This window comes from Kitasatospora sp. NPDC051705 (genome assembly GCF_044453265.1).
Taxonomy (GTDB): Bacteria; Actinomycetota; Actinomycetes; order Streptomycetales; family Streptomycetaceae; genus Kitasatospora.
The window spans coordinates 265663-290396 of record NZ_JBITCO010000002.1; the positions used below are offsets into that span (position 1 = coordinate 265663).

At 73.6% G+C, this 24734-nt stretch carries 25 protein-coding genes and 1 riboswitch; of the genes, 17 read left to right on the forward strand and 8 right to left on the reverse strand.

Annotation, left to right across the window (positions count from 1 at the left end; genetic code table 11):
* Positions 1 to 104 precede the first annotated feature (104 nt).
* Positions 105 to 695, forward strand: a complete 591-nt coding sequence (locus ACIA8Q_RS03785; protein ID WP_387897503.1) for a winged helix-turn-helix domain-containing protein — start codon at positions 105 to 107, stop codon at positions 693 to 695.
* A 204-nt stretch (positions 696 to 899) separates the two neighbouring features.
* Here the strand turns inward: ACIA8Q_RS03785 and ACIA8Q_RS03790 are convergent, their stop codons facing one another.
* Entirely contained in the window at positions 900 to 1682 is a 783-nt protein-coding gene (locus tag ACIA8Q_RS03790; protein WP_360213921.1) for an IclR family transcriptional regulator, read from the reverse strand.
* 587 nt (positions 1683 to 2269) lie between these two features.
* Between ACIA8Q_RS03790 and ACIA8Q_RS03795 the strand changes: the two genes are divergently transcribed.
* The 6 genes from ACIA8Q_RS03795 to ACIA8Q_RS03820 all read left to right on the forward strand — a co-directional run bounded on the left by ACIA8Q_RS03795 (position 2270) and on the right by ACIA8Q_RS03820 (position 8199).
* Positions 2270 to 3238 (forward strand): ABC transporter substrate-binding protein, encoded by a 969-nt coding sequence (locus ACIA8Q_RS03795; protein WP_360213923.1) that lies wholly within the window; start codon positions 2270 to 2272, stop codon positions 3236 to 3238.
* A 188-nt stretch (positions 3239 to 3426) separates the two neighbouring features.
* Entirely contained in the window at positions 3427 to 4455 is a 1029-nt protein-coding gene (locus tag ACIA8Q_RS03800; RefSeq protein ID WP_396316714.1) for an NrtA/SsuA/CpmA family ABC transporter substrate-binding protein, read from the forward strand.
* 122 nt (positions 4456 to 4577) lie between these two features.
* On the forward strand, positions 4578 to 5384 hold the full coding sequence (locus ACIA8Q_RS03805; RefSeq protein ID WP_396316765.1) for an ABC transporter permease: 807 nt from the start codon (positions 4578 to 4580) through the stop codon (positions 5382 to 5384).
* Positions 5381 to 6127, forward strand: a complete 747-nt coding sequence (locus ACIA8Q_RS03810) for an ABC transporter ATP-binding protein (protein ID WP_360213927.1) — start codon at positions 5381 to 5383, stop codon at positions 6125 to 6127. The genes ACIA8Q_RS03805 and ACIA8Q_RS03810 overlap by 4 nt, the downstream gene beginning before the upstream one ends.
* Positions 6128 to 6216: 89 nt before the next feature.
* Positions 6217 to 7122, forward strand: coding sequence for an ABC transporter substrate-binding protein (locus ACIA8Q_RS03815; RefSeq protein ID WP_360213929.1), 906 nt, complete (start codon positions 6217 to 6219; stop codon positions 7120 to 7122).
* Positions 7123 to 7125: 3 nt separating this feature from the next.
* Positions 7126 to 8199: an LLM class flavin-dependent oxidoreductase gene (locus ACIA8Q_RS03820; RefSeq protein ID WP_360213931.1), complete on the forward strand. Its 1074-nt coding sequence runs from the start codon at positions 7126 to 7128 to the stop codon at positions 8197 to 8199.
* Positions 8200 to 8351: 152 nt separating this feature from the next.
* Here the strand turns inward: ACIA8Q_RS03820 and ACIA8Q_RS03825 are convergent, their stop codons facing one another.
* Positions 8352 to 9341, reverse strand: a complete 990-nt coding sequence (locus tag ACIA8Q_RS03825) for an aldo/keto reductase (protein WP_396316715.1) — start codon at positions 9339 to 9341, stop codon at positions 8352 to 8354.
* A 375-nt stretch (positions 9342 to 9716) separates the two neighbouring features.
* On the opposite strand from ACIA8Q_RS03825, the gene ACIA8Q_RS03830 reads away from it, so the two are divergent.
* From ACIA8Q_RS03830 to ACIA8Q_RS03850, 5 genes are all read left to right on the forward strand, one after another.
* Positions 9717 to 10283 (forward strand): TetR/AcrR family transcriptional regulator, encoded by a 567-nt coding sequence (locus tag ACIA8Q_RS03830; RefSeq protein ID WP_360213935.1) that lies wholly within the window; start codon positions 9717 to 9719, stop codon positions 10281 to 10283.
* Between the two features lie 187 nt (positions 10284 to 10470).
* Positions 10471 to 11127 (forward strand): DUF4865 family protein, encoded by a 657-nt coding sequence (locus ACIA8Q_RS03835; protein WP_360213937.1) that lies wholly within the window; start codon positions 10471 to 10473, stop codon positions 11125 to 11127.
* A 16-nt stretch (positions 11128 to 11143) separates the two neighbouring features.
* A complete protein-coding gene (locus ACIA8Q_RS03840) occupies positions 11144 to 11674 on the forward strand; it encodes a carboxymuconolactone decarboxylase family protein (protein WP_360213939.1) in 531 nt (176 codons plus the stop codon).
* Positions 11671 to 12630, forward strand: a complete 960-nt coding sequence (locus ACIA8Q_RS03845) for a phosphotriesterase (protein WP_360213941.1) — start codon at positions 11671 to 11673, stop codon at positions 12628 to 12630. Before ACIA8Q_RS03840 ends, ACIA8Q_RS03845 begins: the two co-directional genes overlap by 4 nt.
* A gap of 100 nt (positions 12631 to 12730) precedes the next feature.
* Complete coding sequence (locus ACIA8Q_RS03850) at positions 12731 to 13318, forward strand: GNAT family N-acetyltransferase (RefSeq protein WP_360213943.1); 588 nt, start codon at positions 12731 to 12733, stop codon at positions 13316 to 13318.
* A 146-nt stretch (positions 13319 to 13464) separates the two neighbouring features.
* Here the strand turns inward: ACIA8Q_RS03850 and ACIA8Q_RS03855 are convergent, their stop codons facing one another.
* Positions 13465 to 14229: an SDR family oxidoreductase gene (locus ACIA8Q_RS03855; protein ID WP_360213945.1), complete on the reverse strand. Its 765-nt coding sequence runs from the start codon at positions 14227 to 14229 to the stop codon at positions 13465 to 13467.
* Between the two features lie 138 nt (positions 14230 to 14367).
* Here ACIA8Q_RS03855 and ACIA8Q_RS03860 point away from each other — a divergent pair, with 138 nt between their 5' ends.
* Positions 14368 to 14988, forward strand: coding sequence for a TetR family transcriptional regulator (locus ACIA8Q_RS03860; protein WP_360213947.1), 621 nt, complete (start codon positions 14368 to 14370; stop codon positions 14986 to 14988).
* A 71-nt stretch (positions 14989 to 15059) separates the two neighbouring features.
* Here the strand turns inward: ACIA8Q_RS03860 and ACIA8Q_RS03865 are convergent, their stop codons facing one another.
* The gene (locus ACIA8Q_RS03865) at positions 15060 to 15497 is read right to left on the reverse strand and encodes a PPOX class F420-dependent oxidoreductase (protein ID WP_360213949.1); all 438 of its coding nucleotides are present in this window, start codon (positions 15495 to 15497) and stop codon (positions 15060 to 15062) included.
* A gap of 391 nt (positions 15498 to 15888) precedes the next feature.
* On the opposite strand from ACIA8Q_RS03865, the gene ACIA8Q_RS03870 reads away from it, so the two are divergent.
* Complete coding sequence (locus ACIA8Q_RS03870; protein WP_360213951.1) at positions 15889 to 17031, forward strand: alpha/beta hydrolase-fold protein; 1143 nt, start codon at positions 15889 to 15891, stop codon at positions 17029 to 17031.
* Positions 17032 to 17157: 126 nt separating this feature from the next.
* Here the strand turns inward: ACIA8Q_RS03870 and ACIA8Q_RS03875 are convergent, their stop codons facing one another.
* A complete protein-coding gene (locus ACIA8Q_RS03875) occupies positions 17158 to 17487 on the reverse strand; it encodes a MoaF-related domain-containing protein (RefSeq protein WP_360213953.1) in 330 nt (109 codons plus the stop codon).
* 444 nt (positions 17488 to 17931) lie between these two features.
* Positions 17932 to 18090, forward strand: a riboswitch (cyclic di-AMP (ydaO/yuaA leader).
* An 8-nt stretch (positions 18091 to 18098) separates the two neighbouring features.
* On the opposite strand from ACIA8Q_RS03875, the gene ACIA8Q_RS03880 reads away from it, so the two are divergent.
* Positions 18099 to 19355 carry a hypothetical protein gene (locus ACIA8Q_RS03880; protein WP_396316716.1) on the forward strand — a complete coding sequence of 419 codons (1257 nt, stop codon included), beginning with the start codon at positions 18099 to 18101 and terminating at the stop codon, positions 19353 to 19355.
* A 131-nt stretch (positions 19356 to 19486) separates the two neighbouring features.
* On the opposite strand, the gene ACIA8Q_RS03885 is transcribed toward ACIA8Q_RS03880, so the two are convergent.
* On the reverse strand, positions 19487 to 20059 hold the full coding sequence (locus ACIA8Q_RS03885; protein WP_360213958.1) for a hypothetical protein: 573 nt from the start codon (positions 20057 to 20059) through the stop codon (positions 19487 to 19489).
* Between the two features lie 239 nt (positions 20060 to 20298).
* Positions 20299 to 21096: an IclR family transcriptional regulator gene (locus ACIA8Q_RS03890; RefSeq protein WP_360213960.1), complete on the reverse strand. Its 798-nt coding sequence runs from the start codon at positions 21094 to 21096 to the stop codon at positions 20299 to 20301.
* A gap of 188 nt (positions 21097 to 21284) precedes the next feature.
* On the opposite strand from ACIA8Q_RS03890, the gene aceB reads away from it, so the two are divergent.
* Both aceB and ACIA8Q_RS03900 read left to right on the forward strand, forming a co-directional pair.
* Positions 21285 to 22937, forward strand: a complete 1653-nt coding sequence (gene aceB, locus ACIA8Q_RS03895; protein ID WP_360213962.1) for a malate synthase A — start codon at positions 21285 to 21287, stop codon at positions 22935 to 22937.
* 145 nt (positions 22938 to 23082) lie between these two features.
* Positions 23083 to 23484, forward strand: a complete 402-nt coding sequence (locus tag ACIA8Q_RS03900) for a gamma-glutamylcyclotransferase (protein ID WP_396316717.1) — start codon at positions 23083 to 23085, stop codon at positions 23482 to 23484.
* A 198-nt stretch (positions 23485 to 23682) separates the two neighbouring features.
* On the opposite strand, the gene ACIA8Q_RS03905 is transcribed toward ACIA8Q_RS03900, so the two are convergent.
* Complete coding sequence (locus tag ACIA8Q_RS03905) at positions 23683 to 24702, reverse strand: winged helix-turn-helix domain-containing protein (protein WP_360213966.1); 1020 nt, start codon at positions 24700 to 24702, stop codon at positions 23683 to 23685.
* Positions 24703 to 24734: the final 32 nt, after the last annotated feature.

A 24734-nucleotide genomic window follows, 5' to 3' on the forward strand; every position in this document is an offset into this window, starting at 1 on the left:
ACCGATGGCCCGGCGCACCCGTGCGCACCTCCCACGCCGCCCCACCCCGTCAGGTCGGCGCGGCCACCGCGCCCCAGCCGGGTGCGGTGCTCCCGCCGGCCGCCGTGATCCCGGCTCCGGGCGCGGCGCTCCCGCAGGCGCCGCAGGCCCTGCTCGCCGCGCTCCCCGAGGGGGCGACCGTCGTCGCCGCCCTCCCGCAGGGTGCGCTGCCGCAGGGACTGCTCGCCCAGTACGGCTCGCAGTTCGGCGCCGCCGGGAACCCGATGGTCGGGTACCTGGTGCTGGTGCCGGCCGACACCGCGGTGGGCGCTCCGGCGGGGCTGTCCGCAGGTCCGGCCGCCGGTCCCTCCGCCACCGTGCCCGGGCCGGCGCCCGCTCCCGCCGGAGCCCGTCCGGTCCGGCCCGCCGGGCGCGGCATCACCGTCGACACCGAGCGGCGCAACGCCTACGTGGACGGGCGGCTGCTCGACCTCACGTACCTCGAGTTCGAACTGCTCGCCCACCTCACCGAGCACCCGCAGCGGGTGCACACCCGCGACCACCTGGTCTCGGCGGTGTGGGGCTACGGTCACGTCGGGGACGGCCGCACGGTCGACGTCCACGTCGCCCGGCTGCGCCGCAAGCTCGGACCGGCGTACCGGGAGACCATCGTGACGGTGCGTCGGGTCGGCTACAAGTACACCCCGGGTGCCTGATCGGCGAACTGCCAGTTAGCGGACCGCCTGTTCCTCCGCGGAACGGGCGGTCCGCCGTGCTGTTGTGACGGTTCGTGCAAGTGTGGTGTCGGGCACGCCGGTTGCGGCTTCCGGTTGCGCCTGCGGGTCAGACCTGCGGGTCAGGCCTGCGGGTCAGGTCCGCGGTCGCGCCGGCGGGTCGGCCCGCTGGTCGGGCCCGGCTGGTCAGGCCCGCTGGTCGGGCGGCAGCAGGAGGACGGCGAGCGCGTCGGCACAGGTGCGGGCGTGGCCCAGGAACCACTCCAGCCGGTCGTCGGTCAGGTGCGCCGGGGTCGAGCGGACGGCGAGGGCGAACCGGGCCAGTCCGGAGCCGTCCAGCACCGGAACGGCCACCGTGCGCACCCCGGCGGCGGACTCGCCGTCGTTGAGGGCGAACCCGGCGGTCCGTACCTTCGCCAACTCCTCGTCGAGCAGTGCCGGTTCGGTGATCGTCCGCTCGGTGAACGGTGCCAGCGGCCCGAGTGCGGAGACCGCCGCCTCGCCCGGGCGCGGCCAGGCCAGCAGCACCTTGCCCAGGGCCGTGGAGTGCAGCGGGCGGCGCAGTCCGAGGCCGCTGTCCGGGCGGACGGAGGCGCCGACCAGGATCACCGCGTGCGGACCGCTGCGGATCGCCAGGTCGGCGGTCGCGCCGGTGCGCCGGGAGAGCAGGTCTAGTTCGGGGGCGGCCAGGTGCAGTCCGCGCCGGTGGAAGGAGAGCTGGCCGAGCTCGGCGACGGCCGGGCCGAGCCGGTAGCGGGCGGTCTGCTCGTCCTGCTCCAGGAAGCCGGCGCTGACCAGGGTCCGGGCCAGGCGGTGCGCCGTGGAGACCGAGAGGTCCATCCGGCGGGCCAGGTCGGAGGCGCTCAGGTCGGGGCCGTTGTCGTGGAAGCAGTGCAGCAGCCCCAGCGCACGCTGGACAGCCTGCGCACCGGCCGGCGGACTCTGGACGGCGGTGGCGGCCTCGGCCATGGCACCTCGCGTTTCGGTGGGGATTTCCGGTCGGACCGCCGGAGGGAGTCTCAGCGTAGGGCAGCCATTGCTTCGGGAATATGTCGACGACGTTGCAATGGCATGCCGTTGATGAACAAGTGCTCCCATGATGTGGCAAGCCCTTGCCCGCGGCTCGATCGGCGTGGAACGCTCCTCGCATCGCGCCGGACGCCCAGCCCGACGCACCACCGCGACACCCGACGCGCAGGAAGGAGCGACACCGTGACGAACCACCGGTGCCCCGCCTCCCGCGCGTGTCGTCGCTGACGCCTTTCCCCCTCCCCGGTCGCACCGCACGGCCCGGTTCTCCACCGGCGCGGTGACTCCCCGCCGCCCCGGGCGCTGCGGCCCTCCGGGCCCCCTTCCAGCCCGCCGCCATCCGCCAACTGCCGTCCGCCATCCGGCGAAGCCCTCCACAGAGGACGCATCCCGTGCCAAGCCGCACCCCCAGCACTCCCCGCATTCCCGGCACGTCGGGCAGGTCCGGCACGCCGGGCACTTCCGGCGCATCCAGCGCTTTCAGCCCGTCGGGCCCTCTCGACACCCTCTGGTTCACGCGGTGCCCGGTGCCCACCGCCACCGGGATCGCCGCCGACCAGGGCCGGCTCGCGCGGGAGTTCGCCGCCGACGGCATCGCCGTCCGTTCGCTGCAGGACGCCCCGCCGGAGGTGGCCGCCGACCACCACTACACCCACGCGCTGACCGGCCTCTTCCGGGAGGGCGGCAACGTGCCCGCCCTGTGGGCCCGTTCGCGCGGTGAGGCCACCCGACTGATCGGCCTGACCTGGATCGAGGAGCGCCAGGTCGTCCTGGTCCGGGCGGGCAGTGGCCTCACCGGGCCGGGCGACCTGCGTGGACTGCGACTGGCGATCCCACATCATGACATCGGCATCGACTTCTGGCAGGCCATGGCGCTGGCCGGCTTCCGCGGGGCCCTCGGCCTCGCCGGGCTCACCCTGGCCGACGCGAAGCCGGTCGACGTCCCGAGCCCTCCGGGTGGCGGCCAGTGGGCCGCGGAACTGGCTGCGCTACGGGACGGGGTGGTGGACGCCGTGTACGTGAAGGGGGCGCTCGCCGTCGAGGCGGCCCGCCGGGTCGGGGCGGAGGTGGCCGTGGAGCTGGACGCCGCGCCGGACCGCCGGGCCCGGGTCAACAACGGGACGCCCCGGCCGGTGACCGTCCACCAGCGGCTGCTGGACGAGCGGCCGGAGCTGGTCGTCCGCTTCCTCGCGGTCCTGCTGGAGGCCGCCGACTGGGCGGCCGAGCACCCGGCGGAGGTGGTCCGGATCCTGCGGGCCGAGACCGGCGCAGGCGCGGAGGGCGTCGCCGGGGCGTACGCGCCGGGCAGCCACCGCACCCTGCACCTGGACCTCTCGGACGAACGCCTCGACCTGCTGGCGCAGCAGGAACGATTCCTCGGGGAGGCGGGATTCCTCGCCGCGCCGGTCGACGTCCACTCCTGGGCCGACCCGGAACCACTGCGCGCCGCCCGCGAGCTGCTGCGGACCCGCCGCTCCACTCCGGCCGCCGGCTGAGCCGCCCTGACGGCTCCCGGCCGACCGCTTTCAGCTGACAGATTTCAGGTAACAGATTTCAGATGACAGATGTTGAAATCTGTCATCTGAAATCCGTCATCCGTCGCCGGTCATCCGTCCCCCGTCGCTCACCAGCCCATTGCCCACCCCTCGCCAGCCCATTGCCCGCCCCTCGCCTGGAGACCCCCGTGAACACCTTCCGCCTCGCCCTGGCCGCCGCAGCGCTGCTCGCCACCACCGCCCTGGCCGCCTGCGGCTCGTCCGCAGACGGCGCCAAGGCCTCCGCCGGCGGCGGGGCCGGCGACAGGGTCGACATCGTGCTGCGCCTGCCCGACCCGGGCAACAACGGGTTCCTCGCCCGCGGGAAGAAGGACGGCTCCCTGGACCGGGCCCTGGCCGCCGTCCACGCCAAGGTCGCCTGGACCGGCAGCGCCGGCCCGTTCGCCCCCGCCGCGCAGGCGCTGTCCGCCGACCAGCTAGACGTGGCCCAGGGCTCGATCACCTCGGCCGTCGCCGCACTGGCCCAGAAGCCCGGCTTCAAGCTGTTCGCCCGCACCGACCCCGACGGCGTCGGCGAGGGCATCCTGGTGAAGAACGACTCGCCCATCAGGACCGTGCAGGACCTGGTCGGCCGCAAGGTCGCGGTCTCCCAGGGCGGCACCAGCGAGTACCTGCTGCTCAAGGCGCTGGAGAAGAGCGGAGTCCCGGCCGACAAGGTCGAACGGGTCTACCTGCGCGCCGACCAGACGGCAGGCGTCTTCAACTCCGGCCAAGTGGACGCCTGGGCGACCTGGAACACCTTCTCCACCCCCGCCATCGCCAACTCCGCGGCGCACTTCCTGGTCGACGGGAAGGAGGTCGGATCCGACAACTACGCGGTCTGGGCCGTGCGCACCGGTTTCGCCGACAAGCACCCGGACGTGGTCAGGACCTTCTACGACTACCTCCGGGAGAACGGTCTCAAGGAGAAGGCTGACCCGGCGGCCTACCTCAACGTCTTCACCGACTCCGGCCCCACCGCCGTCACCCCCGCCGAGAAGGACGTCGCGGTGAAGGTCAGCGCCCAGAGCGCCCCGGCCGGCGCCATCACCGAGGCCGACACCGCGCGCTTCGCCACCGTCGCCCGCTTCTTCGCCGACCAGAAGGTCACCAAGCAACTCGTGGACGTCAAGCCGTACCTGATCGACATCGACAAGCTCGGCGGGGGTGCCAAGTGACCACCGCCGCACCCGGCCGCACACCCGGCGCACCACTCCCGCCCGGCGGAGCCGCCGACCCCGCCGGAGCCGCCGACCCGGCCGGCCCCGCTCAGCCCGTCGACCCCGCCCAGCCCGTCGGACTGGTCACCCCGCGGGCCGTCCGGCAGCGGCCCCGCCCGCGAGCCCTCGCCCTGACCCTGCGCACCCTGGGGCCGCTCGCCCTGCTCGGCGGCTGGGCCGTCGCCTCCGCCACCGGTGCGCTCACTCCGGACGTCCTGGCGTCGCCGGCCCAGGTGGCCGAGGCCGTCGGCGAGTTGTGGGGCAACGGCCAGCTCGTCGACGCCCTCACGGTCTCCCTCACCCGGGCCGGCCTCGGCCTGCTGCTCGGCGCCGGTGCGGGGCTGGTGCTCGGCGTGCTCACCGGGTTCACCCGCCTCGGTGAGGAGCTGCTCGACTCCGCGATCCAGGTCCTGCGAACCGTCCCCTTCCTGGCGCTGGTGCCGTTGTTCATGGTGTGGTTCGGCATCACCGAGACGGCGAAGGTCACCCTGATCGGGGTGGCCACCAGCTTCCCGATGTACGTCTCCGCCTCCGGGGGTGTGCGCACCACGGATCGCAAGCTGGTCGAGGCGATGCGCAGCTTCGGACTCGGCCGCTGGGCGATCGTGCGCACCGTCGTCCTGCCCGGAGCGCTGCCCGCACTGCTCTCCGGGCTGCGGTTGTCCATGACGCTCAGCGTGATCGCGCTGATCGCCGCCGAGGAGATCAACTCCACTGAAGGAATCGGCTACTTGATGGCCCAGGCACAGAACTACTCGAGGACCGACGTCCTCGCGGTCTGCATCCTGATCTACGGACTGCTCGGACTCACCGCCGACGGTGTCGTGCGCATCCTGGAGCGGGTGCTGATGCCCTGGCGCCAGGCCGTCCAGGGAGCCGCCCGATGAGCACGACCCAGGCCCTTCCCCCGGCCGCTGCCGCTTCTGCCCGTCCTGCCGCCCCCGCCGTTCATCTGCGCGGCCTGCGCCGGGTGTTCGGCACCAGGGCCGTCCTCGACGGCATCGACCTCTCGATCGCCCGCGGCGAGTTCGTCGCCCTGCTGGGCGCCAGCGGTACGGGCAAGACCACCCTGCTGCGCATCCTCGGGGCGCTGGACCAGGCCGACGAGGGCACGGTGCTCGTCCCGCCGGTCCGTACGGTGGTCTTCCAGGAGCCCCGACTCATCCCCTCCAGGCGGGTGCTGGCCAACGTCACGATCGGCCTGCCGGGTGGCGCCACGACGCGCGGGACAGGCTTGAAGGCGCTCGCCGAGGTCGGCCTGGACAAGCACGCCGAGGCCTGGCCGGCCACCCTGTCCGGTGGGGAGGCGCAACGCGTCGCCCTGGCCAGGGCGCTCGTACGCGAACCCCAACTGCTGCTCCTGGACGAGCCGTTCGCCGCTCTGGACGCGCTGACCCGGCTGCGCATGCAGGACCTGGTCGGTGACCTGGTCCGGCGCCACCGCCCGGCGGTGCTGCTGGTCACCCATGACGTCGACGAGGCCGTCCGGCTCGCCGACCGGGTGGCCGTCCTGCGCGAGGGCCGACTCGTCCGGGACGAGCAGGTCGCCGTCGAGCACCCGCGGGACCCGGCCGACCCGGCCTTCGCCGACCTGCGTCGTCGACTGCTCGCCGACCTCGGGGTCCACTGACCCGCCCCGCCCACCGGTCCGCCGCCACCTCCGCGGTCGACCGCCACCAGGATCGAACAACACCACACCGCATCAACGGAGTTGACCAGATGACCGTCACCCTCGGTGTCCACGCCAGCAACCCCTCGCTCTACTACCTCGCCCGACTTCCCTACCTGGACGAGGAACTGGCCCCGCTCGGGGAGGCCGGCGCCTTCCACCGCTACACCGACGGCACCCGAACCGGCGCCCTGCTCGCCGAGGGCACCATCGACTTCGGCGGAACCGGCTCCACGCCGCCGGTCACGGCCCAGGCGGCCGGCCACGACATCGCCTACGCTGCGGTGTCCGCTCCCCGCCCCGACCACGGGGCCCTGCTGGTGCTGGACGCCGGCCCGGTCCGGACGGTGGCGGACCTCGCGGGCGGCACTGTCGTGCTCGGCGTCGGCTCCTGGCAGACCCACCTGCTCGCCAAGGCCCTGCGCGCCCACGGTCTCTCGTACGGTCAGGACGTCACCCCGGTGCGTCCGGCGCCCGGCGAGGACCAGGCCGCGCGGCTGCGCGCCGGCGAGATCGCCGGCTGGATCGCCCAGGGCGCGGAACTCGCCGCGGCCCGCCGCAGCGGGGACTTCCGCGAGCTGGTGCGCACCGGCGACGTCATCACCGACCGCTCCGTCTTCTTCACCCGCCGCGAGTTCGCGGCCGACCGCCCCGAGGTGGTCGCGGCGATCGCCGCCGCGCTGGCCCGTGCGGACGCCTGGGTGGCCGCCCACCCGGCCGAGGCGGCCCGGATCGCCGCGGAGGACCTGGGCGGTTCGCCGGCCGACTGGGAGGTGGCCCTGTCCTCGCTGCCCTGGCGGCTGGAGCCCGCCTCCGCCGCGTTCGTCGCGGAGCAGCAGGAGGCCGCGGACATCTTCCACGCGGTGGGCTTCGTCGACCGCGAGCTGACCGTCGCCGACGCCCATCTGCCCGCACTGGAGGCACCGGTGGCCGCCGCGCTCGCCAAGGCGGTCTGAACCGTGGCCTCCGAAGTCCTCTGGTACGTCATCCCGCGCGAGGGGCACTACCCCTGGGAGCCGGCCGGCCGTCGCCCCGTCGACCTGCGCTACCTCCAGCAACTGGCCGGCAGCGTCGAGCGCTTGGGCTACACGGGAGCCCTGTTCGCGACCGATCTCCATGACGTGTGGACGCTCGGCAGTGCGGTCGCGGCGGCGACCACCCCGGCCTTCAAGCCCCTGCTGGCCGTCCACCCGGGGCTGGTCTCGCCGACCCTGCTGGCGAAGATGGCGCTCAGCTTCGACCACCTGCACGGCGGCCGGCTGAGGTTCAACGTGGTCAACGGGTCGACGGCGCAGCTGCGCGAGTACGGGCTGGACGTCGAGCACGACGACCGCTACCGGCTGAGCGGCGAGTACTGGTCGATCGTCAAGCGCCTGACGGCGGGCGAAGTGTTCGACCACAAGGGGGAGTTCTACGACCTGAAGAACGCGGGTGCGAGCCTGCGGGAGCTCACGCCCGTCCAGCCGGGCGGCATCCCGCTGTGGTTCGGCGGCAGTTCGGCGGCCGGCATCGAGATGGCGGCCGAGCACGTGGACGTCTACCTGACCTGGGGTGAACCGCCGCACCTGCTGAAGGAGAAGCTGGACCTCGTCCGCGAGCGGGCCGCGGCACACGGCCGGACGCTGCGGATCGGACTGCGGCTGCACCTGATCGTCCGCGACACCGAGGACGAGGCCTGGGCGGCGGCCGACCGGTTGCTCGACGTGACCAGCGAGGCGACCTACGCCCGCCAGCTGGGCGGCGCCAAGGGGGAGGACGGCGTGGGCTGGCAGCGGCAGTTCCGCCAGCACGGCGGCAGGGTTCCCGCGCGGGCCCGGGAGCTGGAGACCCATCCGAACCTGTGGCCGGGAATGAGCCTGTTCCGCCCGGGCCCCGGCACCGCGGTGGTCGGCTCGACGGCCCAGGTGGTCGAGCGGCTGCAGGAGTTCGAGTCGCTGGGTGTCGACACCTTCATCCTCTCCGGCAACCCGTTGCTGGAGGAGGCCCACCGAGTTGCAGAAACGGTTCTGCCTGTCCTGGGGATCCGCCGCTGAGTGCTGACGGACGGCCGCTTGACGCCTGGAAGTCGACAGCCGACAGCCGACAGGTGACAGGTGGCAGCGAACAGATGACGGCGAACAGATGACAACTGACAGCTGACAGCTGATGAAAGCTGTCAGCTGTCAGTTGTCAGTCGTTCCCGCACTCAGAGACTCAGCCGGTCGATCTCCGCCAGCTCCTCCGTCGTCAGCGGACCGCCGGCCAGCGCGTCGATGTTCTGGTCCAGTTGGGCCACGCTGCTCGCGCCGATGATGACCGAGGCCACCCGCGGATCGCGCAGCACCCAGCACAGGGCCAGCTGGGCCAGCGTCTGACCGCGCCGCTCGGCGACCTTGGCGAGCGCCCGCAGCCGCTCCAGCTTCGGCCCGCTGAGCGCCTCTTCGGTCAGGAACTTCCCGACCGACATCCGCGATCCCGTCGGCACCTCTCCCGACAGATAGCGGTCGGTCAGCAGCCCCTGGGCCAGCGGCGAGTAGGCGATCAGGCTGGTCTGGGTGTCGCCCACCGCGTCCAGCACGCCCTCCTCCACGGAGCGGTTGAGGATCGAGTAGGCCGACTGGTTCAGCAGGGCCGGCGTGCCCAGCTCGCGCAGGATCGCCACGGCCTCCCGGTGCTTCTCGGCCGGGTAGTTGGAGATCGCGGCGTACAGCGCCTTGCCCGAGCGCACCGCGCTGTCGAGCGCGCCCATCGTCTCCTCGAGCGGGGTGTCCGGGTCGTAGCGGTGCGAGTAGAAGACGTCGACGTAGTCGAGCCCCATCCGGTCCAGCGACTGGTCCAGGCTGGCCAGCAGGTACTTGCGGCTGCCGCCGTCGCCGTACGGGCCGGGCCACATGTCCCAGCCGGCCTTGCTCGCGATGAAGAGCTCGTCCCGGTACGGGCGGAAGTCCTGGGCGAACAGGTAGCCGAAGTTGCGCTCCGCACTGCCGTACGGCGGGCCGTAGTTGTTCGCGAGGTCGAAGTGGGTGACGCCCCGGTCGAAGGCCTGGCGCAGCACCGCCCGCTGGACCTCCAGCGGCTGGGCGTCGCCGAAGTTGTGCCAGAGGCCGAGCGAGACGGCCGGCAGCCGGACCCCGCTGCGGCCGGCCTTGCGGTACGTCATCGAGGCATAGCGGTCATCCGCCGCGAGGTAGCTCATGCCGGACATCCTGCCAGCCGTCCGCGGTGGATCAAGCCCCTTGCCTCGTGTTCGGCCGGCGCTCGTTCTCGCGGCGGCCCGGGCGAGCGGCCCTGGCGGGGCGTCAGGGTCGCCTCGGGGGAGGTGGCGTGACGCGCGCCACCGGTCGCGACGGAATGCCGCTCGGAGGGGAGGGGGAGACGGACCGTCGAGGGGCCGTGGCCGCCGGGGGGCGGCGCACGGTCCTCGGGCGCTTCCCGGGCGCTTCCCGGGCGCTCCCCGGCTCGGTCCGGGCGGTCCGGGTGGCCGGGGCGTGGGGCCCGTCCCCGGCGCGGTCGACGGTGGAGATCGGGCAAACCCTGGATTCTGTACCTACTGGTATGTACAGTGATCCGCATGAGCACCCAGGACCGTCTCATCGAGAGCACCCAGTCGCTCCTCTGGGAGCGCGGCTACGTCGGCACCAGCCCCAAGGCGATCCAGCAGCGCGCCGGCGTCGGCCAGGGCAGCATGTACCACCACTTCACCGGCAAACCCGACCTCGCCGCCGCCGCCCTGCGCCGCAGTGCCGAGCAGATGCGCGGCGTCGCCGAGGCGGACCTCGCCTCGCCGGGCAGCGCGTACGACCGCATCGCCGCCTACCTGCGGCGCGACCGCGACGTGCTGCGCGGCTGCCGGATCGGCCGGATGGCCCAGGACCCGGACGTCATCGCGGATCCCGAGCTGCGCGGACCCGTCGAGGAGACCTTCGACTGGCTGCGCGGGCGGATCGCCGGCCTGGTCGCCGAGGGGCAGGCCGCCGGCGAGCTCACACCCGGCCTCGACCCGGCCGACACCGCCGCCGCCGTGGTCGCCGTCGTCCAGGGCGGCTACGTGCTGGCGCGCGCGGCCGGCAGTGCCGAGCCCTTCGAGCAGGCCGTCCGCGGGGCGCTCGGCCTGCTCGCCGCACGGCGCACGGCCTGATCCGCGGGCGTCCGGACGGACCCTGTGGGCGGGCCGGTGGCACCGCCCGTCCGGCCCCTCCAGCACGCCCCTCCCGCGCGTCCGTCCGCCGCGTCGTCCCGCCGCCTCCGTACGGCGCGGAGACCCGGCGTGCGGACCCGGCCCGGAGACCCGGTCGCCGCCAGCCCACCGACCCGAGGAGCTCGCCGTGCACGCCATGCAGTACGAGATCACCCTCCCCGCCGACTACGACATGGGGATCATCCACAAGCGCGTCGCCGACAAGGGCCACCTGCTCGACGACCACCCCGGCCTCGGCCTCAAGGCGTACCTGGTCCGCGAGCGCGGACAGGACGGTTCGCCGGTCAACGCCTACGCGCCGTTCTACCTCTGGCGCACCGCCGAGGGGATGAACGGCTTCCTCTGGGGCCCGGGCTTCCGCGGTCTGAGCGCGGACTTCGGCCGCCCCGTCGTGCGGCACTGGCTCGGCGCCGGTCTGGTGCACGGCCCGGCGGCCACCACCGGCGCGGCCCCGACGCCGGGCGGCGCGACCGTGCCGGTCACGAACGCCACGCCTCCGACCAGCGCGACCCTCCACACCGTCCGGCTGCCGGAGTCCGCCGACCCGGCCGAGGCGGTCCGGCAGGCCCTGGCCGACGTCGCGGACCCCGCCCGATACGGCGGTTCCGCCGGCTGGTCGGCCCTGCACACCGCCGCCGTCGCCGTGGACCCGAGCCGCTGGGAGCTGGTGCGGTTCACCCTCCGGCACGGCCCGGCCCCGGACGACGCCCCCGGCATCCGCTACCGGGTGCTGCACCTGTCCCGCCCCGAACTCGACCGGCTGCCCAGCGGCCGCCACTGGTGAAAGGTTTCCTCAACCCGTGACCACCTCCCCGAGCACCGCCCCGACCGGTCCCGCCGCCACGCCCCCGACCACACCCCCGACCGCCCCCGGGACCGGTCCCACGGCCGGCCCCCCGACCACCCCCGCGACGATGACGCCCGCCGACCTCACCCCGGCCCCGCTGGACCGCGAGGCCGGCTACGCCCTCCTCGCCGAACTCGCGGGCCCGGTCGCCGCAGCCACCCTGGGCGGTCTGGACGGCCTCGCCCCCGGCTTCCCCGACTGGATCGTCACCAGCCTGTTCGGTGGCACCTACCAGCGCCCCGGCCTCGCCCTGCGCGACCGCCAGGTGGCCAACCTCGCCGCCCTCACCGCCCTCGGCGGCGTGGAGCCCCAGCTCGCCGACCACGTCCGCAACAGCCTGCGGATCGGCATGACCAGGGAGGAGGTCGTCGAGGTCATCGTCCACCTGGCCCCGTACGTCGGCGTCCCCAAGGCCCTGGCCGGACTGCGCGTCGCCACCGCGACCTTCGCCGAGGCCGCGACGCCGGAAGGGGCGCCCGCATGAGCCCGTCCGTCGGTACCGACCGGACGGCCCGCACCGCCCGAACCGTCCGCACCGTCCGCACCGTTCTCGGCGACCTCGACCCCGCCGAACTCGGCGTCACCGACTCCCACGACCACCTCTTCCTGCGCAGTCCGCTGCTGCCCGGGCAGGAACTGGACGACCCGGCAGCCGCCGAGGAGGTCCTGCGAGCCTTCGCCGCGGCCGGCGGCCGCTCCCTCGTCCAGTGGACCCCGCACGGCATGGGCCGCGGGGCGGACTCCCTCGCCGGGCTCTCCCGGACGACCGGCGTCCACGTGGTCGCCGCCACCGGCATGCACCAGGCGGCCCACTACGACCCGGACACCCTGGGCGCCCGCTACGACGGGCTCGCCGAGCGCTTCACCAGAGAGCTCACCACCGGCTTGCCGGGAGCACCCGTGGGGGTCCGGGCGGGGCTGATCAAGGTTGCGGGCGAGTACCACGGCCTGGCCGAACACACCCGGCGGGTCCTGGCGGCGGCGGCGCAGGCCCACCACGCGACCGGCGCCCCGATCGCCGTCCACCACGAACTGGGCACCGCCGCACCGGACGTGGTGGACCTGCTCTGCGACCGGCACGGCGTAGCGCCGCGACACGTCCTGCTCGGCCACCTCAACCGCTTCCCCGACCTGCGGCTGCACCGCGAACTCGCCGCCACCGGCGCCTACATCGCGCTGGACGGCCCCTCACGGGCCAACCACGCGACCGACCACCACCTCTTCGACACCATCGCCGCCCTCGCCGAGGCGGGCCACGCCGGACAGCTCCTGCTCGGCGGGGACACCACCACCAGGTCCGCCCGGCACGCTCCCGGTCCCACCCACCTGCTGACCGCCCTCGCACCCAGGCTGGCCCGGGAGTTCGGCCCCGAGCTGCCCGAACTCCTCCTCGTCACCAACCCGGCCGCAGCCTTCGCCGCCGACTGGCGCACGCCCTGACCGCACGCCCTGACCGCATGCCTGACCACGCGCCCCGGCGCGGACGGGCACCAAGCGGTGCGGCCGTCCACCCGTCGCCCGGCGAACTACCGTGACCGCCATGGTGACCTTGCGGATCCTCACGACCGACGACTGGCCGCTGTGGCGGGACCTCCGCCTCGCCGCCCTCACCGACGCGCCGCAGGCCTTCCGGCCCCGCCTGGCGGACTGGCGGCACGGCGGCGAGGAGCGGTGGCGGGCCCGACTGCACCTGCCGGGAGCGCACCACGTGGCGGCCCTGCTGACCGGTGGTGGCGCTGACGGTCCGGAGCGCCCGGGCGGCCCGAACGGCACCCCGATCGGCCTGGCGGACGGTGTCCCGGGGCCGGACGGCGTACGGGAGCTGCGCTCGGTGTGGGTCGGGCCGCAGGCACGCGGACGGGGCGTCGCCGACCTGCTCATCGCGGAGGTCGAGCGCTGGGCCCGGGCGTCCGGGGGCACCGTGCTGCGTCTCGCCGTGCTGGCCGGGAACGAGCCCGCGCTCGCCCTGTACCGCCGGCACGGCTTCATCGTGTGCGCCGGTGCGGACGCTGCCGCGGACGCCGGCACGGCCCCGGCCGCGGGCACCGACGCCCACACGGCCCCGGACACCGGCGCCGACGCGGTCACGGGCGTGCGCGAGATCGTCATGGCCAAGCCCCTGACCTGACCGCCCGAGCCACCCCGGCGACCTCACGCGCCCCCTGCCAGCCACCCTCGCCAGCACGCGCCGCCGGGCCCGCGCCGCCCCCGCGGGGGAGCGACGCGGGCCCGGCGCGTCCGTTCCGCGCGGCGGGGAACCGGCGGCCCGGCGTGTCACATGTGCGTGCCGCCGTCGATGCGGAGCTCGGTGCCGGTGACGAAGGCGCCGTCCTCGGAGGCCAGCATCGCGATCACCCCGGCCACCGTCTCCGGGCCGGCGAAGCCCTGACCGAGGGCGGGGGAGAGCTTGGCCAGCAGGCTGAAGTCGGCGTCGGAGGGCAGGCCGGGGTCGTTGGTCATGCCGCTGTCGATGCTGCCCGGTGCGACGCAGACCGCCCGCAGCCCCTGCTTGGCGTACTCGGCGGCGATGGCGTGCGTGAAGGACTGGATGCCGCCCTTGGTGGCGGCGTACGCGGCCATGTAGGGGTGGGCGAAGCTCGCCGAGGTGGAGCTGAAGTTGACCACCACGCCCTTGCCGCCCGCGAGCAGGGCGGGGAGCGCCTCGCGGGTCATCAGGAAGGTGCCGGTGAGGTTGACCGCGAGGAGCCCGTTCCAGAAGTCCAGGGTGGTCTCGTGGGTGTGCGAGGAGCGGAGGATGCCCGCCGCGTTCACCAGGACGTCCAGCCCGCCGAGGCCGGCGACCGCCGCGGCCACGCCGGTGACGACGGCCGGCTCGTCCGAGATGTCCAGGACCTGGATGGTCAGCCGGTCCGCGACTCCGTCGGTGGTGGCGCGGTCCAGGGTCCTCTTCAGGCCGTCCTCGTCGACGTCGACGGCGACGACCCGTCCGCCCTCGGCGAGGATCCGGTGCACGGTCGCCTGGCCGATGCCTGAGCCGCCGCCGGTGATCAGGACGTTCCGTCCGCTGAAGCGCTCCATGGTGGTACTCCGTTCGTTCGTGGTCTCTCGACCTCAAGAGACACGGTACGCCTAGGTGGCATAACGTGCCAATAAGGCTTGTCGAGCCATGTGGCCAGGGCGTGCCGACCTGGCGCAGTCCCGCGTAGGCTGACCCTCGTGACCGGACGCCCGACCCTCACCCAGCGCCGCCGTGACGCCACCCGGCTCGACATCGCCCGCACCGCCGCTGCGCTCTTCGCCGACAAGGGGGCGGAGGCCACCACCGCCGAGGAGATCGCCCTCGCCGCGGGGATCTCGCTGCGCACCTTCTACCGGTACTTCTCGGTCAAGGAGGACGCCGTGGCCCCGCTGCTCGCGGCGGGCGGACGGCAGTGGGTCGACCGGCTCGCCGAGAGCCCGGCCGGACTGCCGCTGCGCGAGGCGCTGGAGAGTGCGGCGGCGGTGTCGCTGACGCCGGTCGACGAGGCGGGCGCCGAGATGATGCGGTGGACCCGCAGCCTGCTGCGCGACCCGCGCCTGGACGGCACCTGGCAGCGCGTCCACGCCGACTCCGAGGCGCGGCTGCGCGCCGTCCTCGCCGAGCGCTGCCCGGCGGGCACCGATCCGCTGGAGATCCGGCTGGCCGCCGCCGCCGCGACCGCGGCGATCCGGGTGGCCCTGGAGCAGTGGGCCTCCTCCGACGCGCCCGCCACCGGCCCGGACTCCCCGCAGGACCTCGGCGCGCGCTGCATGCGGGAGCTCACGGCCGGTTTGCGGCTCTGGGAACGGGTGTCCTGAAGCCCCCCCCGGGGGCGTGGCTCCGCCCCCGGCGCCGCTACGCCCTCGAACCCCCCGCCGGCTCCGGCGTGTCAGTCGCTCCGGCGGGCGGCGGCCGGCAGTGGTTCGACCCCCACGACCCGGCGGATCCGGGTGGGCTCGACGAACACGGTGACGCGCCGTTCGCCCGGCACGCCCCACTCGTAGCGGTCCGAGCCGAGGTACTTCCGGGCCAGGCGGTCCAGCTGGCGGTCCGCCTCCTCGCCGGTCACGAACTCCACGGCCCGGCCGTGGATCTGGACGCGGTCGTACGGGTCGTCCGGATCGGCGTGGGAGAGGCAGAGCCGGGGGTCGTGGCGGAGGTTGAGCTCCTTGACCCGCCCGACGGTGGTGTTGAAGAACACCCGGTCGCCCGCCAGGTCCACCCACATCGGCGTGACGTGCGGGGCCCCGTCCGCCCCGGTGGTCGCCACGTACCAGATCCGGGGCTCCCGCACCCGTGCCCGGATGTCGTCCGTCCAGCCGCCCATGGGTCGCCTTCCGTGTCGGTCCGTCTCGACCTGATGCACGCTCAGGGTAGGGGGTGCGTGGCCGGCGTGTCGGTAGGGCGGCGACGGTCGGCGCCGGGCCGTGGCCGTCGTCCGCCATCCCGCCGGCCCGGTCCGCCCGCGTGGTGACAACAGCTGACAGCTGACAGATTTCAGACGACAGATAACAGATAACAGATTTCAAACTCTGTCACCTGTTATCCGTTACCCGGAAACGACCAGCAGACTCCCCGTGACCTCCCAGCCGTCGTCAGCCTTCTCCCAGCCGGACGCTAGGGTTGATCCTCGCGCCCCGGCGGGGGGAACCGGGGTGACCTCCTCGGATGTCCCCAGCGGAGGGGACTGGAGTTCGAGGCGTGGGAGCAAGCAGGACATGGGTCTGACGAGCCACAAGGTGTTGGCGCTGACCGTATTGATCGCCGTCGTGATGATGGCCGGCACGGTCTGGCTCTGGCCCAGACTCGCGAGAGCGACCTGGCAGGCGGTCCTGGGGAGGATCGGCGCACTGCTCGCGACCCAGCTCGCGGTGCTCGCCGCGCTCGGCCTGGTGGCCAACAACTACTTCGCTTTCTACAGCAGTTGGGACGACCTGCTGGGCACCGGCGACACCGGACCGGTGGTCATCCACAACAAGGCGGACGCCTCCGGGCGCCTGCTCGTGGAGACGATCGGCCACGCCTCCGTCAAGGGCGGCGGCGCGATGGGCCGCGAGCCCGCCCAGTCGGGGGAGATCCGCAAGGTGCGGATCGACGGCGCGGTCAGTCGCCTCTCCACCGAGGGCTACGTCTACCTGCCGCCGCAGTACTTCCAGCCGGAGTACGCGCAGAAGCAGTTCCCGGCGGTGATCGTGAGCACCGGGTTCCCGGGGATCGCCGAGAACCTGATCACGCGCTTCAACTACCCCGGCGCGGCGCTCAAGCTGCTCCAGGAGGGCCGGATGCAGCCGACCGTCATGGTCCTGGTGCGCCCCTCGCCCGCCCTGCCGCAGGACACCGAGTGCGAGGACATCCCGGGCGGCGCGCAGTCCGACACCTACTTCACCAAGGACGTCCCCTCGGCGATCCAGGCGAGCTACCGGGTCTCCGCGGACCCGCAGGCCTGGGCCTTCATGGGCAACTCCACCGGTGGCTACTGCGCGCTCAAGCTGGCCATGCGCCACCCCGACGTCTTCCCGACGGCCGTCGCGCTCTCCGCCTACTACGACGCGGCGGACGACCCGACCACGGGGGACCTGTTCGGCGGCAGCAGCCAGCGCCGAAACGAGGCGAACCTGTTGTGGCGGCTGAAGAACCTGCCGCAGCCGAAGGTGTCCGTGCTCCTCGCCGGCACCAAGAAGGGCGACGGCGACTACCGGCGCGAGACCGAGGCCTTCGTCGACGCGGTGAAGGACCCGATGAAGGTGTCCTACAGCATGCTGGAGAACGGCGGCCACAACTTCGAGACGTGGAGCGCGCTGCTGCCCTCCTCGCTCGAGTGGCTGTCCCAGCACCTCAAGGTGCCCAACCAGACCGTCTGAGCCCCGGTCCGACCGGCCCAGGCCCGAGCCCGGCCCAGGCCCGAGCCCGGCCCAGGCCCGACCGACCCCTGACCGTAACGGCTCCGGACCGCAGCGGCCCCCGGCCGGACCGCCCGGACCGATCGGTCAGGCCACCCGCTCCAGGGTCCCGGTGTGCAGCTCGCCCACCCGGCCGCCCTCGCCCTCGAATGTCCAGAAGGCGCGGACCGTCAGCCTGCCGAGGTCCATCACGTGGCTGACGGTGATCCCGCTCTGCTCCGTCCAGCTGACGAAGTAGATCTCCGGCGCCACCTCGGCGACGTGCAGCCGCACGTCCTCCCACTGGCCCGCGGACTCGCCGAGGCCCTCCCAGCGCAGCCGCGTGCCGTCGGCCGAGTAGGCGTTGCGGAAGGCCGCGCCGTTGTCGGCCCGGAAGAGGTAGGTGCGGCCGGCGAAGGCGGGCAAGGGCGCGGTCATGGTGGGGCGGTACCTCGTTCCCGGTGGGGTGCGCACGGGTGGTCCGTGGGGTCTTGTGCACTGCGGAAGATGTCGGACCTCCAATTTATCCGACCGGGCGAGCCCGGCGGGTGCAGTTGTGCCGGGCGCGGCCGGGGGAGTCGGCCGCGCCGGAGGGCGCACCGGGCGGGCGCCCGCCGGACGTCCCTCGGCGGCACCGGCGAGCCGTCCTCCGGTCGCCGGGCGCCGGCGGCGCAGGCCGGGAGCCGGGTGGACGCCCGGCTCGGCCGAGGGGATGATCAACTCGACCGCCACGCAGCGTCGTTGATCGACACCACTGTGAGCTGCGCGACAACCCGCCCGGCAGAGTTGTCCGTTCACGGACGGTCTGCCTAGCCTGCAACGGCCGTCCGCCACGCGGACCCCGCCGCCGGGACGCCGAGTCCCGTCCACCCGCCGGCGGGCAACCGAGGACCACAGTGGACGGGAGCGGGGGAACCAAGGTCAGCGCCCGGCCCGCACGCTCTCCCGCGTGCGGGTCGCGGCTAGGGGTGAAGCCGCTCCCACCGGCGGCCGGGCAACTGCAGCCCGAACCCGACAGCTCACCTCGCAGGCGTCGCAGAGGACACCCCATGCACCAGCCTGCCCTCCGGCGCCGCACGCCGCGCCACGCCCGCCCGGCCCACCGGGGCCGCTTCGCCGCCCTCGCCGCCACCGGGGCGGTCGCCGTCAGCGGTGCCGGTCTGCTGGGCCTCCCGGCGACCGTCGCCGCCCACGCCGCCACCACCCCGACCGTCACCCAGGACCGGCTGGCCCCCGCGACGATGGTCGCCAACAAGGCCGCCACCGCCTCGCTGACCGTCCACTCCTCGGCCTGCGTCACCGCGAAGACGGTGGGTGTGGGCGTGCGCGACGCGCGCGGCACCAACCTGGACTTCCCCGGCAACCTCTCCAACGTGCAGATCTGCCCGAGCGGGCTGTCCTTCACCAGCGGTGCCCGCGCGCTGCCGGCCGGGACGTACAGCCAGTTCGGCTTCTGGCAGGACCTCGGCGGCGCCTGGCACAACCTGCCCTCGCAGCAGCTGGTGGTCTCCGGCACGGCGACCCCGACCCCGGCTCCCACCGCCACCCCGACGCCGTCCCCCACCAGCGCCCCCGGTGCCACGGCGAGCCCCTCGGCGGGCACCCCGGCCTCCCCGGTCGCGGGCAAGGCGCTGACCTGGTCCGACGAGTTCAACAGCTCGATCACCTGGGGCTCGCGCTGGGTCGGTGACAAGAGCACCGCCTACAGGTACGGGAACCACAACCCGGACGACAACAAGCTCGACCTGCTGAACAAGAACAACGTCAGCGTCGCCAACGGGGTCGCCACCTTCACGGCCGCGCCGAGCGGCACCACCCTGGAGAACGGCAAGCAGGCCTGGAACGCGGGCTTCCTGACCACCGAGGGCTCCAGCGAGGGCTTCCAGGTCAAGACCGGCGACTACGCCGAGACCCGGGTCAAGCTGCCGTCCGGTTCCGGTGCCTGGCCGGCCCTGTGGACCTGGAAGAACGGCAACGGGGAGATCGACTCCTTCGAGTACCACCCCGACAACCCGAACCTGCTGGAGCTGACCAACCACGTCAACCCCGGCAACGCCAAGTACTACACCGACGCCGGTGCCGTCGCGAAGGACCAGTGGGTGACGATCGGCACCTACTACGGCGCCAACTCGGTCGACTGGTACGTCAACGGCGTCAAGGTCTTCTCGGACGGCAAGGGCGTCGGCGCCAACTGGTCGGCGTACCTGATCCTCAACCTCTCGGTGTGCGCGGGGCAGTACCACCCGGCGCCGCAGGGGACCACGCCGCTCAGCATGGCCGCGGACTACGTCCGGGTCTACCGCTGACGCGTGAGCCGTCGGGTCCAGCCGCTCGGGCCCGACGGCTCACGTGATCACCGCCGGCAGCCCGTTCCCGGCTGCTGACGCCCGAGCGCCCGGGGCCGACCACTCGGCCCCGGGCGCTCGGGCGTACCGGCTCAGTCGTTGGTCGTCTCGACCACCCTGATCTCGAACGGCTTCCGGTTGTTGGTCTCGTCCTTGTCGTCCGCGCCGCGCACCGCGACCCAGCCGCCCTGGAGGGTGCCGAGCGGGAGGTCGGGGGAGAGGCGGACCGGGACGAGCGCGGTCGCGCTGCGCCCCGACTTCAGCCCCGCGGGGAAGACGCAGCGCACCCGGTGGCCGTTCTGGAACACCTCGCAGTCCTCGGGGAAGAACGGCTCCTCGGGGGTGACCCCCTCCGGCAGGGTGACCACGACGGTGAACGGCGAGGCGGTGGTGTCGGGGCCGCCGTTCCCGACGAATGCGTGGATCGTCGTGCTGCCACCGGGCGGAGCGGGGTCCGGGTCGATCCGGACCACCTCCAGGTCGGAGTTCGAGGGCTTGACCAGGGCCGCGCCGACGTCCACCACCGGCCGCGGCTCGGGGCGGCGCAGCGCCCAGGACGGCCCGGCGGCCAGCACCGCCACCGCGCAACCCGCCGCCACCACGGCGACCAGCCCGGCCCCACCGACCCCGCCGGATCCCCGACGCCCCGTGCTCCTGCGTTCCATCGCGACTCACCCGTGCCCTTGCGCTCCGGCGGCCCGCGCCGTCGCGCGCCGCGCCCGCACCCAGGGTGGCGGGGCGGCCGCCGGGGGCCCGGACAACCCGCCAGCCGTTCGCCTGGACGGGCGCACCGGTGCACCGGAAGTCGGCTCGTCGGACCTCCGGCGCACCGGGGGCCGTCCGGCCTGCGGCGCATCCGGGGTCAGGCCGGCCTCCGGCGCACCGGGAGAGGGGCTGAGCCCGTTCAGGGAGCCAGGACCTGCCCCAGCCGGGCCGCGATGTGGTGCATCACCGGGACGAGCGCGGAGGCGCCGGCCTGCTCCTCCAGCGCGCGGATCCGGGCCTCGGGGCCGGAGACGGAGAGCGCGGTGGGCGTGGGCGCGCCCGGTACGGCGAGCGCGATGCAGCGCACGCCGATCTCCTGCTCCTGGTCGTCGACCACGTAGCCGCGCTCGCGCGCCTCGGCGAGCTGCTCCAGCAGCTCCTGCGGGTCGGTGACGGTGTACTCGGTGTGCGCGGGCAGCGGGTTGGGGCCGAGCACCGCGCGCGCCTCCTCCTCGGGCAGCTGGGCGAGCAACGCCTTGCCGACGCCGGTGCAGTGCGGCTGCACCCGCCGGCCGACCTCGGTGAACATCCGCATCGAGCGCCGCGACTGCACCTGCCCGACGTAGACCACCTCGCCGCCCTCCAGCACCGCCAGGTTGGCGGTCTCGCCGGTGGCCTCCATGAGTTCGGCCAGGTAGGGACGGGCCCAGCTGCCGAGCAGGCGGCCGGCCGTCTCGCCGAGGCGGATCAGCCGGGGGCCGAGGGTGTAGCGGCGCGCGGTGTCCTGGCGCACATAGCCCTGCTGGACGAGGGTACGAACCAGGCGGTGGATGGTCGGCATCGGCAGGCCGGAGCTGGTGGAGAGCTCGCTGAGCGTGGCGACACCACCGGAGTCGGCCAGCGCCTCCAGGAGCTGGAAGGCGCGCTCGACGGACTGCACGCCGCCGCTCGCGCGGTCGGTGCCCGTCGTCGATGCTGTGTCGGGGGTCGCAACCACCGGCGTTCCCTTCGCTGTCGGGGAGGAGTAGAGTCCCGGCGATCACATCAACAAACCGTTGAAATTCTGTATCGCGGAAACTAGTCTCCACCTTACAGAATCGAACCCGCCGACAGGTGGGTTCCGATCAAGGAAGTTCCCACCGGAGCTCCCTTCGCCAGGCTCAACCGCTTAGGAGTGTCCTGCCCATGGCTACAGATCAGGGACCCGTCGGCGCCTCTCCCGCCGCTCCGGTCGTCACTGTCGCCGGTCCGCGCGTCCACCGGGCGGAGGAGGTGCTCACCCCGGAGGCCGTCGCCTTCGTCGTGGGCCTCCACCGCACGTTCGAGGCGCGCCGACAGGAACTCCTGGCCCGACGGAAGGCGCGCCGGGCGGAGATCGCGCAGGCCGGCACGCTGGACTTCCTCCCCGAGACCGCCGACGTCCGGGCCGGCGACTGGAAGGTCGCCGAGGCGCCCCGCGCCCTCCAGGACCGCCGGGTCGAGATCACCGGCCCCACCGACCGCAAGATGGTCATCAACGCCCTCAACTCCGGGGCGCGGATCTGGCTCGCCGACTTCGAGGACGCCACCTCCCCGACCTGGGAGAACGTGGTCAGCGGCCAGATCAACCTGATCGACGCCTTCGAGGGCCGGATCGACTTCACCACCCCGGCCGGCAAGTCCTACGCGCTCAAGCCCGCCGCCGAACTCGCCACCGTCGTGGTCCGCCCGCGCGGCTGGCACCTCGACGAGACGCACCTCCTCGTTGACGGCACCCCGGTGGCCGGCGCCTTCCTCGACTTCGGCCTGTACTTCTTCCACAACGCCGCGCGGCTGATCGCCAAGGGCGCCGAGGACCCGAACTCCGGCCCGTACTTCTACCTGCCGAAGACCGAGAGCCACCTCGAGGCCCGGCTCTGGAACGACGTCTTCACCCACGCCCAGGAGCGGCTCGGCATCCCGCACGGCACCATCCGGGCCACCGTCCTGATCGAGACCATCACCGCCGCGTTCGAGATGGACGAGATCCTCCACGAACTGCGCGACCACGCCGCCGGCCTCAACGCCGGACGCTGGGACTACCTGTTCTCGATCGTCAAGAACTTCCGCGACGCCGGCGAGCACTACATCCTGCCGGACCGCAACACCGTCACCATGGCCTCGCCGTTCATGGCCGCCTACACCCGGCTGCTGGTGCAGACCTGCCACCGCCGCGGCGCCCACGCGATCGGCGGCATGGCCGCGTTCATCCCCAGCCGCAAGGACCCCGAGGTCAACGCCGCCGCCCTGGAGAAGGTCAAGGCGGACAAGGACCGCGAGGCCGGCAACGGGTTCGACGGCTCCTGGGTCGCCCACCCCGACCTGGTGCCGGTCGCCCGCGCCTGCTTCGACGCGGTGCTCGGCGAGCGTCCCAACCAGAAGGACGACCCCGGTCCGGCCGAGCCCGTCACCGCCGCCCAGCTGCTCGACATTGCCGGCGCCGGCGGCACCTGCACCCGTGCCGGCCTGCACAACGCCGTCCAGGTCGGCGTCCGCTACATCGAGGCCTGGCTGCGCGGCCTCGGCGCGGTCGGCATCTTCAACATGATGGAGGACGCGGCCACCGCCGAGATCTCCCGCTCGCAGATCTGGCAGTGGATCCACAACGGCGTCGTCCTGACCGACACCGGCGAGAAGGCCACCGCAGAGCTGGTCCGCACCCTGGTCGCCACCGAGCTGGCCGAGCTCCGGGCCGAACTGGGCGAGGACGCCTACGCCGGCGGCCGCTGGCGCGAGGCCGCCCAGCTCTTCGAACAGGTCGCCCTGGCCGAGGAGTTCGCGGACTTCCTGACCCTCCCCGCGCTCCCCCTGCTGGGCTGAGCCTCAATCTATCCGCCGACGCCACCGCTGCCGCCTGCCAGGCTGTAGCAGTCCCGCCGGCCCATTGCTCCGTTCCGTACGGCGACGAATCCACCTCTCCTCTCGTCGTCGTACGGGACGGCCCTTCCCGGTGAGGAGTTCACCCGTGGCACGCATCTTCTTCAACGGCCAGGCCATGGTCGGCGGCCCCTTCCACGCCAAGGTCGCCGACGCGCTGGTCGGCCCGGCCCGCACCGCCCCCGGCTACCGGTTCTTCGCCATCGACGTCGACGGGGAGAAGGACGTCTGCCCCGGCCTGCTGGCCGACTCCGGCGTCGACAGCGCGATCGTGGGCGAGCTGTACGACATCTCCCTGGACCACCTGCGCGACGTCATCCTCCCCGGCGAGCCGCACGAGCTGGAGCTCGGCGTGATCAAGTTGGAGGACGGCTCCGCGTGCCTGTCCATGCTGCTCGCCCGCGGTGAGCTGGAGCGGGGCGTCCACCGCGAGATCACCCACCACGGCGGCTGGCGGGCCTACCTCGCCACGCTGGGCCGCACGGTCTGAGGCGAGGCGTCCGAGGTGTCCGGGTGTCCGGGGCGTGCCGGGCGCGGGGTGGGCAGCCGGCGGCGAACAGGTGACAGTCGACGGATAACAGCAGACAGATAACAGATGATGAAAGTTGTCAGCTGAAATCTGTTCGCCGAACGCTGTCACCCGCCCCGCAGCCGCCGCCCCGCCCCGCAGCGACCGCCGCCGCCCCCGTCACCCGCTGCCCCCGCCCTCCACCAACGCGTCGCCCAGCCCGTTGCGCCGGTACAGGACGCGGTGGCCGTGCCGGGTGCGGTCCAGCAGACCCGCCGAGGCGAGCGCGCCGAGGTGGCGGCTGACCGCGCCCGGGGTGACCCCGAGCCGCTGCGCCAGCTCCGTGGTGCTAGCCGGGGTCGCCAGCATCGCCAGCAGCCGGGCCCGCGGCGCCCCGATCAGCCCCGCCAGCGCCGCGTCCGCCCGGGCCGGCCGCCGGGTGCCCAGCCCCTCCGCCATGGTCGCCTTGCCGCGCGCCGGGTAGCAGACCAGCGGTGGCCCCGCCTGGGTGACGTCGGTCTGCGCGCCCAGCCCGAACAGCGTCGGTATCAGCACCAGCCCCCGGCCGGCGACGTCGACCGTGGTGCCCACCGCCTTCACCGCCGGGTGCGGGTCGACGAGCCGCAGTACCCCGGCGTGCCAGGTCAGCCTGGTGTCGAGGTCGGCGAACAGCCCCTCCGCCCCGCGCTCCGAGAGCATTCGCCCCCGGTAGGCGATGTCCGCCTCGAGGACCGACCGGGCGCGCGGCCACCAGGCCGGGGCGAGGCACCGCGTCCAATAGGCGTCCAGGGCCTCGGCCGTCCGTCCGGCCAGCTCCACCGGGTCGTCGATCAGTGCGGCCAGCGCCGGCGGCAGCGGGCTGGGGTTCCCGCCGCCGCGGTACGCCTCCAGCACGTCGGCCCGCACCACCTCCGCGGGGGTGGCCGCCAGACGCGCCAACTCGGCGGCGAAGTCGGGGCGGGGGCCGAGCGGACGCGGTGTGAGGAAGTCCGGTACGAAGCCGACCGGAGCGATCATCGCCTCCAACAGCGCGGTGTCCAGCGTCTCGTAGCGGTCCTGCCAGCCGGCGATCCATGGCTGCTGCTCGGGGTAGCGGCCGGGCGAGCGGCGGGCGCGCAGGCTCAACACCGCCTCCTGCAGGGCGGAGTAGCCGAACCAGGTGGCGGCGAGGTCGTCGACGCCCAAGTGGAACTCGAACATTGACCGTAACGGTAAAAGAGTTCCGCCGCGCT

Coding starts and splice junctions, on each gene's coding strand:
- ACIA8Q_RS03885 (WP_360213958.1), bottom strand. CDS start 20,059: ATGGAACGCAGGAGCACGGGGCGTCGGGGATCCGGCGGGGTCGGTGGG.
- ACIA8Q_RS03870 (WP_360213951.1), top strand. CDS start 15,889: ATGGGTCTGACGAGCCACAAGGTGTTGGCGCTGACCGTATTGATCGCC.
- aceB (WP_360213962.1), top strand. CDS start 21,285: ATGGCTACAGATCAGGGACCCGTCGGCGCCTCTCCCGCCGCTCCGGTC.
- ACIA8Q_RS03845 (WP_360213941.1), top strand. CDS start 11,671: ATGAGCCCGTCCGTCGGTACCGACCGGACGGCCCGCACCGCCCGAACC.
- ACIA8Q_RS03865 (WP_360213949.1), bottom strand. CDS start 15,497: ATGGGCGGCTGGACGGACGACATCCGGGCACGGGTGCGGGAGCCCCGG.
- ACIA8Q_RS03825 (WP_396316715.1), bottom strand. CDS start 9,341: ATGAGCTACCTCGCGGCGGATGACCGCTATGCCTCGATGACGTACCGC.
- ACIA8Q_RS03790 (WP_360213921.1), bottom strand. CDS start 1,682: ATGGCCGAGGCCGCCACCGCCGTCCAGAGTCCGCCGGCCGGTGCGCAG.
- ACIA8Q_RS03875 (WP_360213953.1), bottom strand. CDS start 17,487: ATGACCGCGCCCTTGCCCGCCTTCGCCGGCCGCACCTACCTCTTCCGG.
- ACIA8Q_RS03810 (WP_360213927.1), top strand. CDS start 5,381: ATGAGCACGACCCAGGCCCTTCCCCCGGCCGCTGCCGCTTCTGCCCGT.
- ACIA8Q_RS03905 (WP_360213966.1), bottom strand. CDS start 24,702: ATGTTCGAGTTCCACTTGGGCGTCGACGACCTCGCCGCCACCTGGTTC.
- ACIA8Q_RS03855 (WP_360213945.1), bottom strand. CDS start 14,229: ATGGAGCGCTTCAGCGGACGGAACGTCCTGATCACCGGCGGCGGCTCA.
- ACIA8Q_RS03830 (WP_360213935.1), top strand. CDS start 9,717: ATGAGCACCCAGGACCGTCTCATCGAGAGCACCCAGTCGCTCCTCTGG.
- ACIA8Q_RS03815 (WP_360213929.1), top strand. CDS start 6,217: ATGACCGTCACCCTCGGTGTCCACGCCAGCAACCCCTCGCTCTACTAC.
- ACIA8Q_RS03880 (WP_396316716.1), top strand. CDS start 18,099: ATGCACCAGCCTGCCCTCCGGCGCCGCACGCCGCGCCACGCCCGCCCG.
- ACIA8Q_RS03850 (WP_360213943.1), top strand. CDS start 12,731: ATGGTGACCTTGCGGATCCTCACGACCGACGACTGGCCGCTGTGGCGG.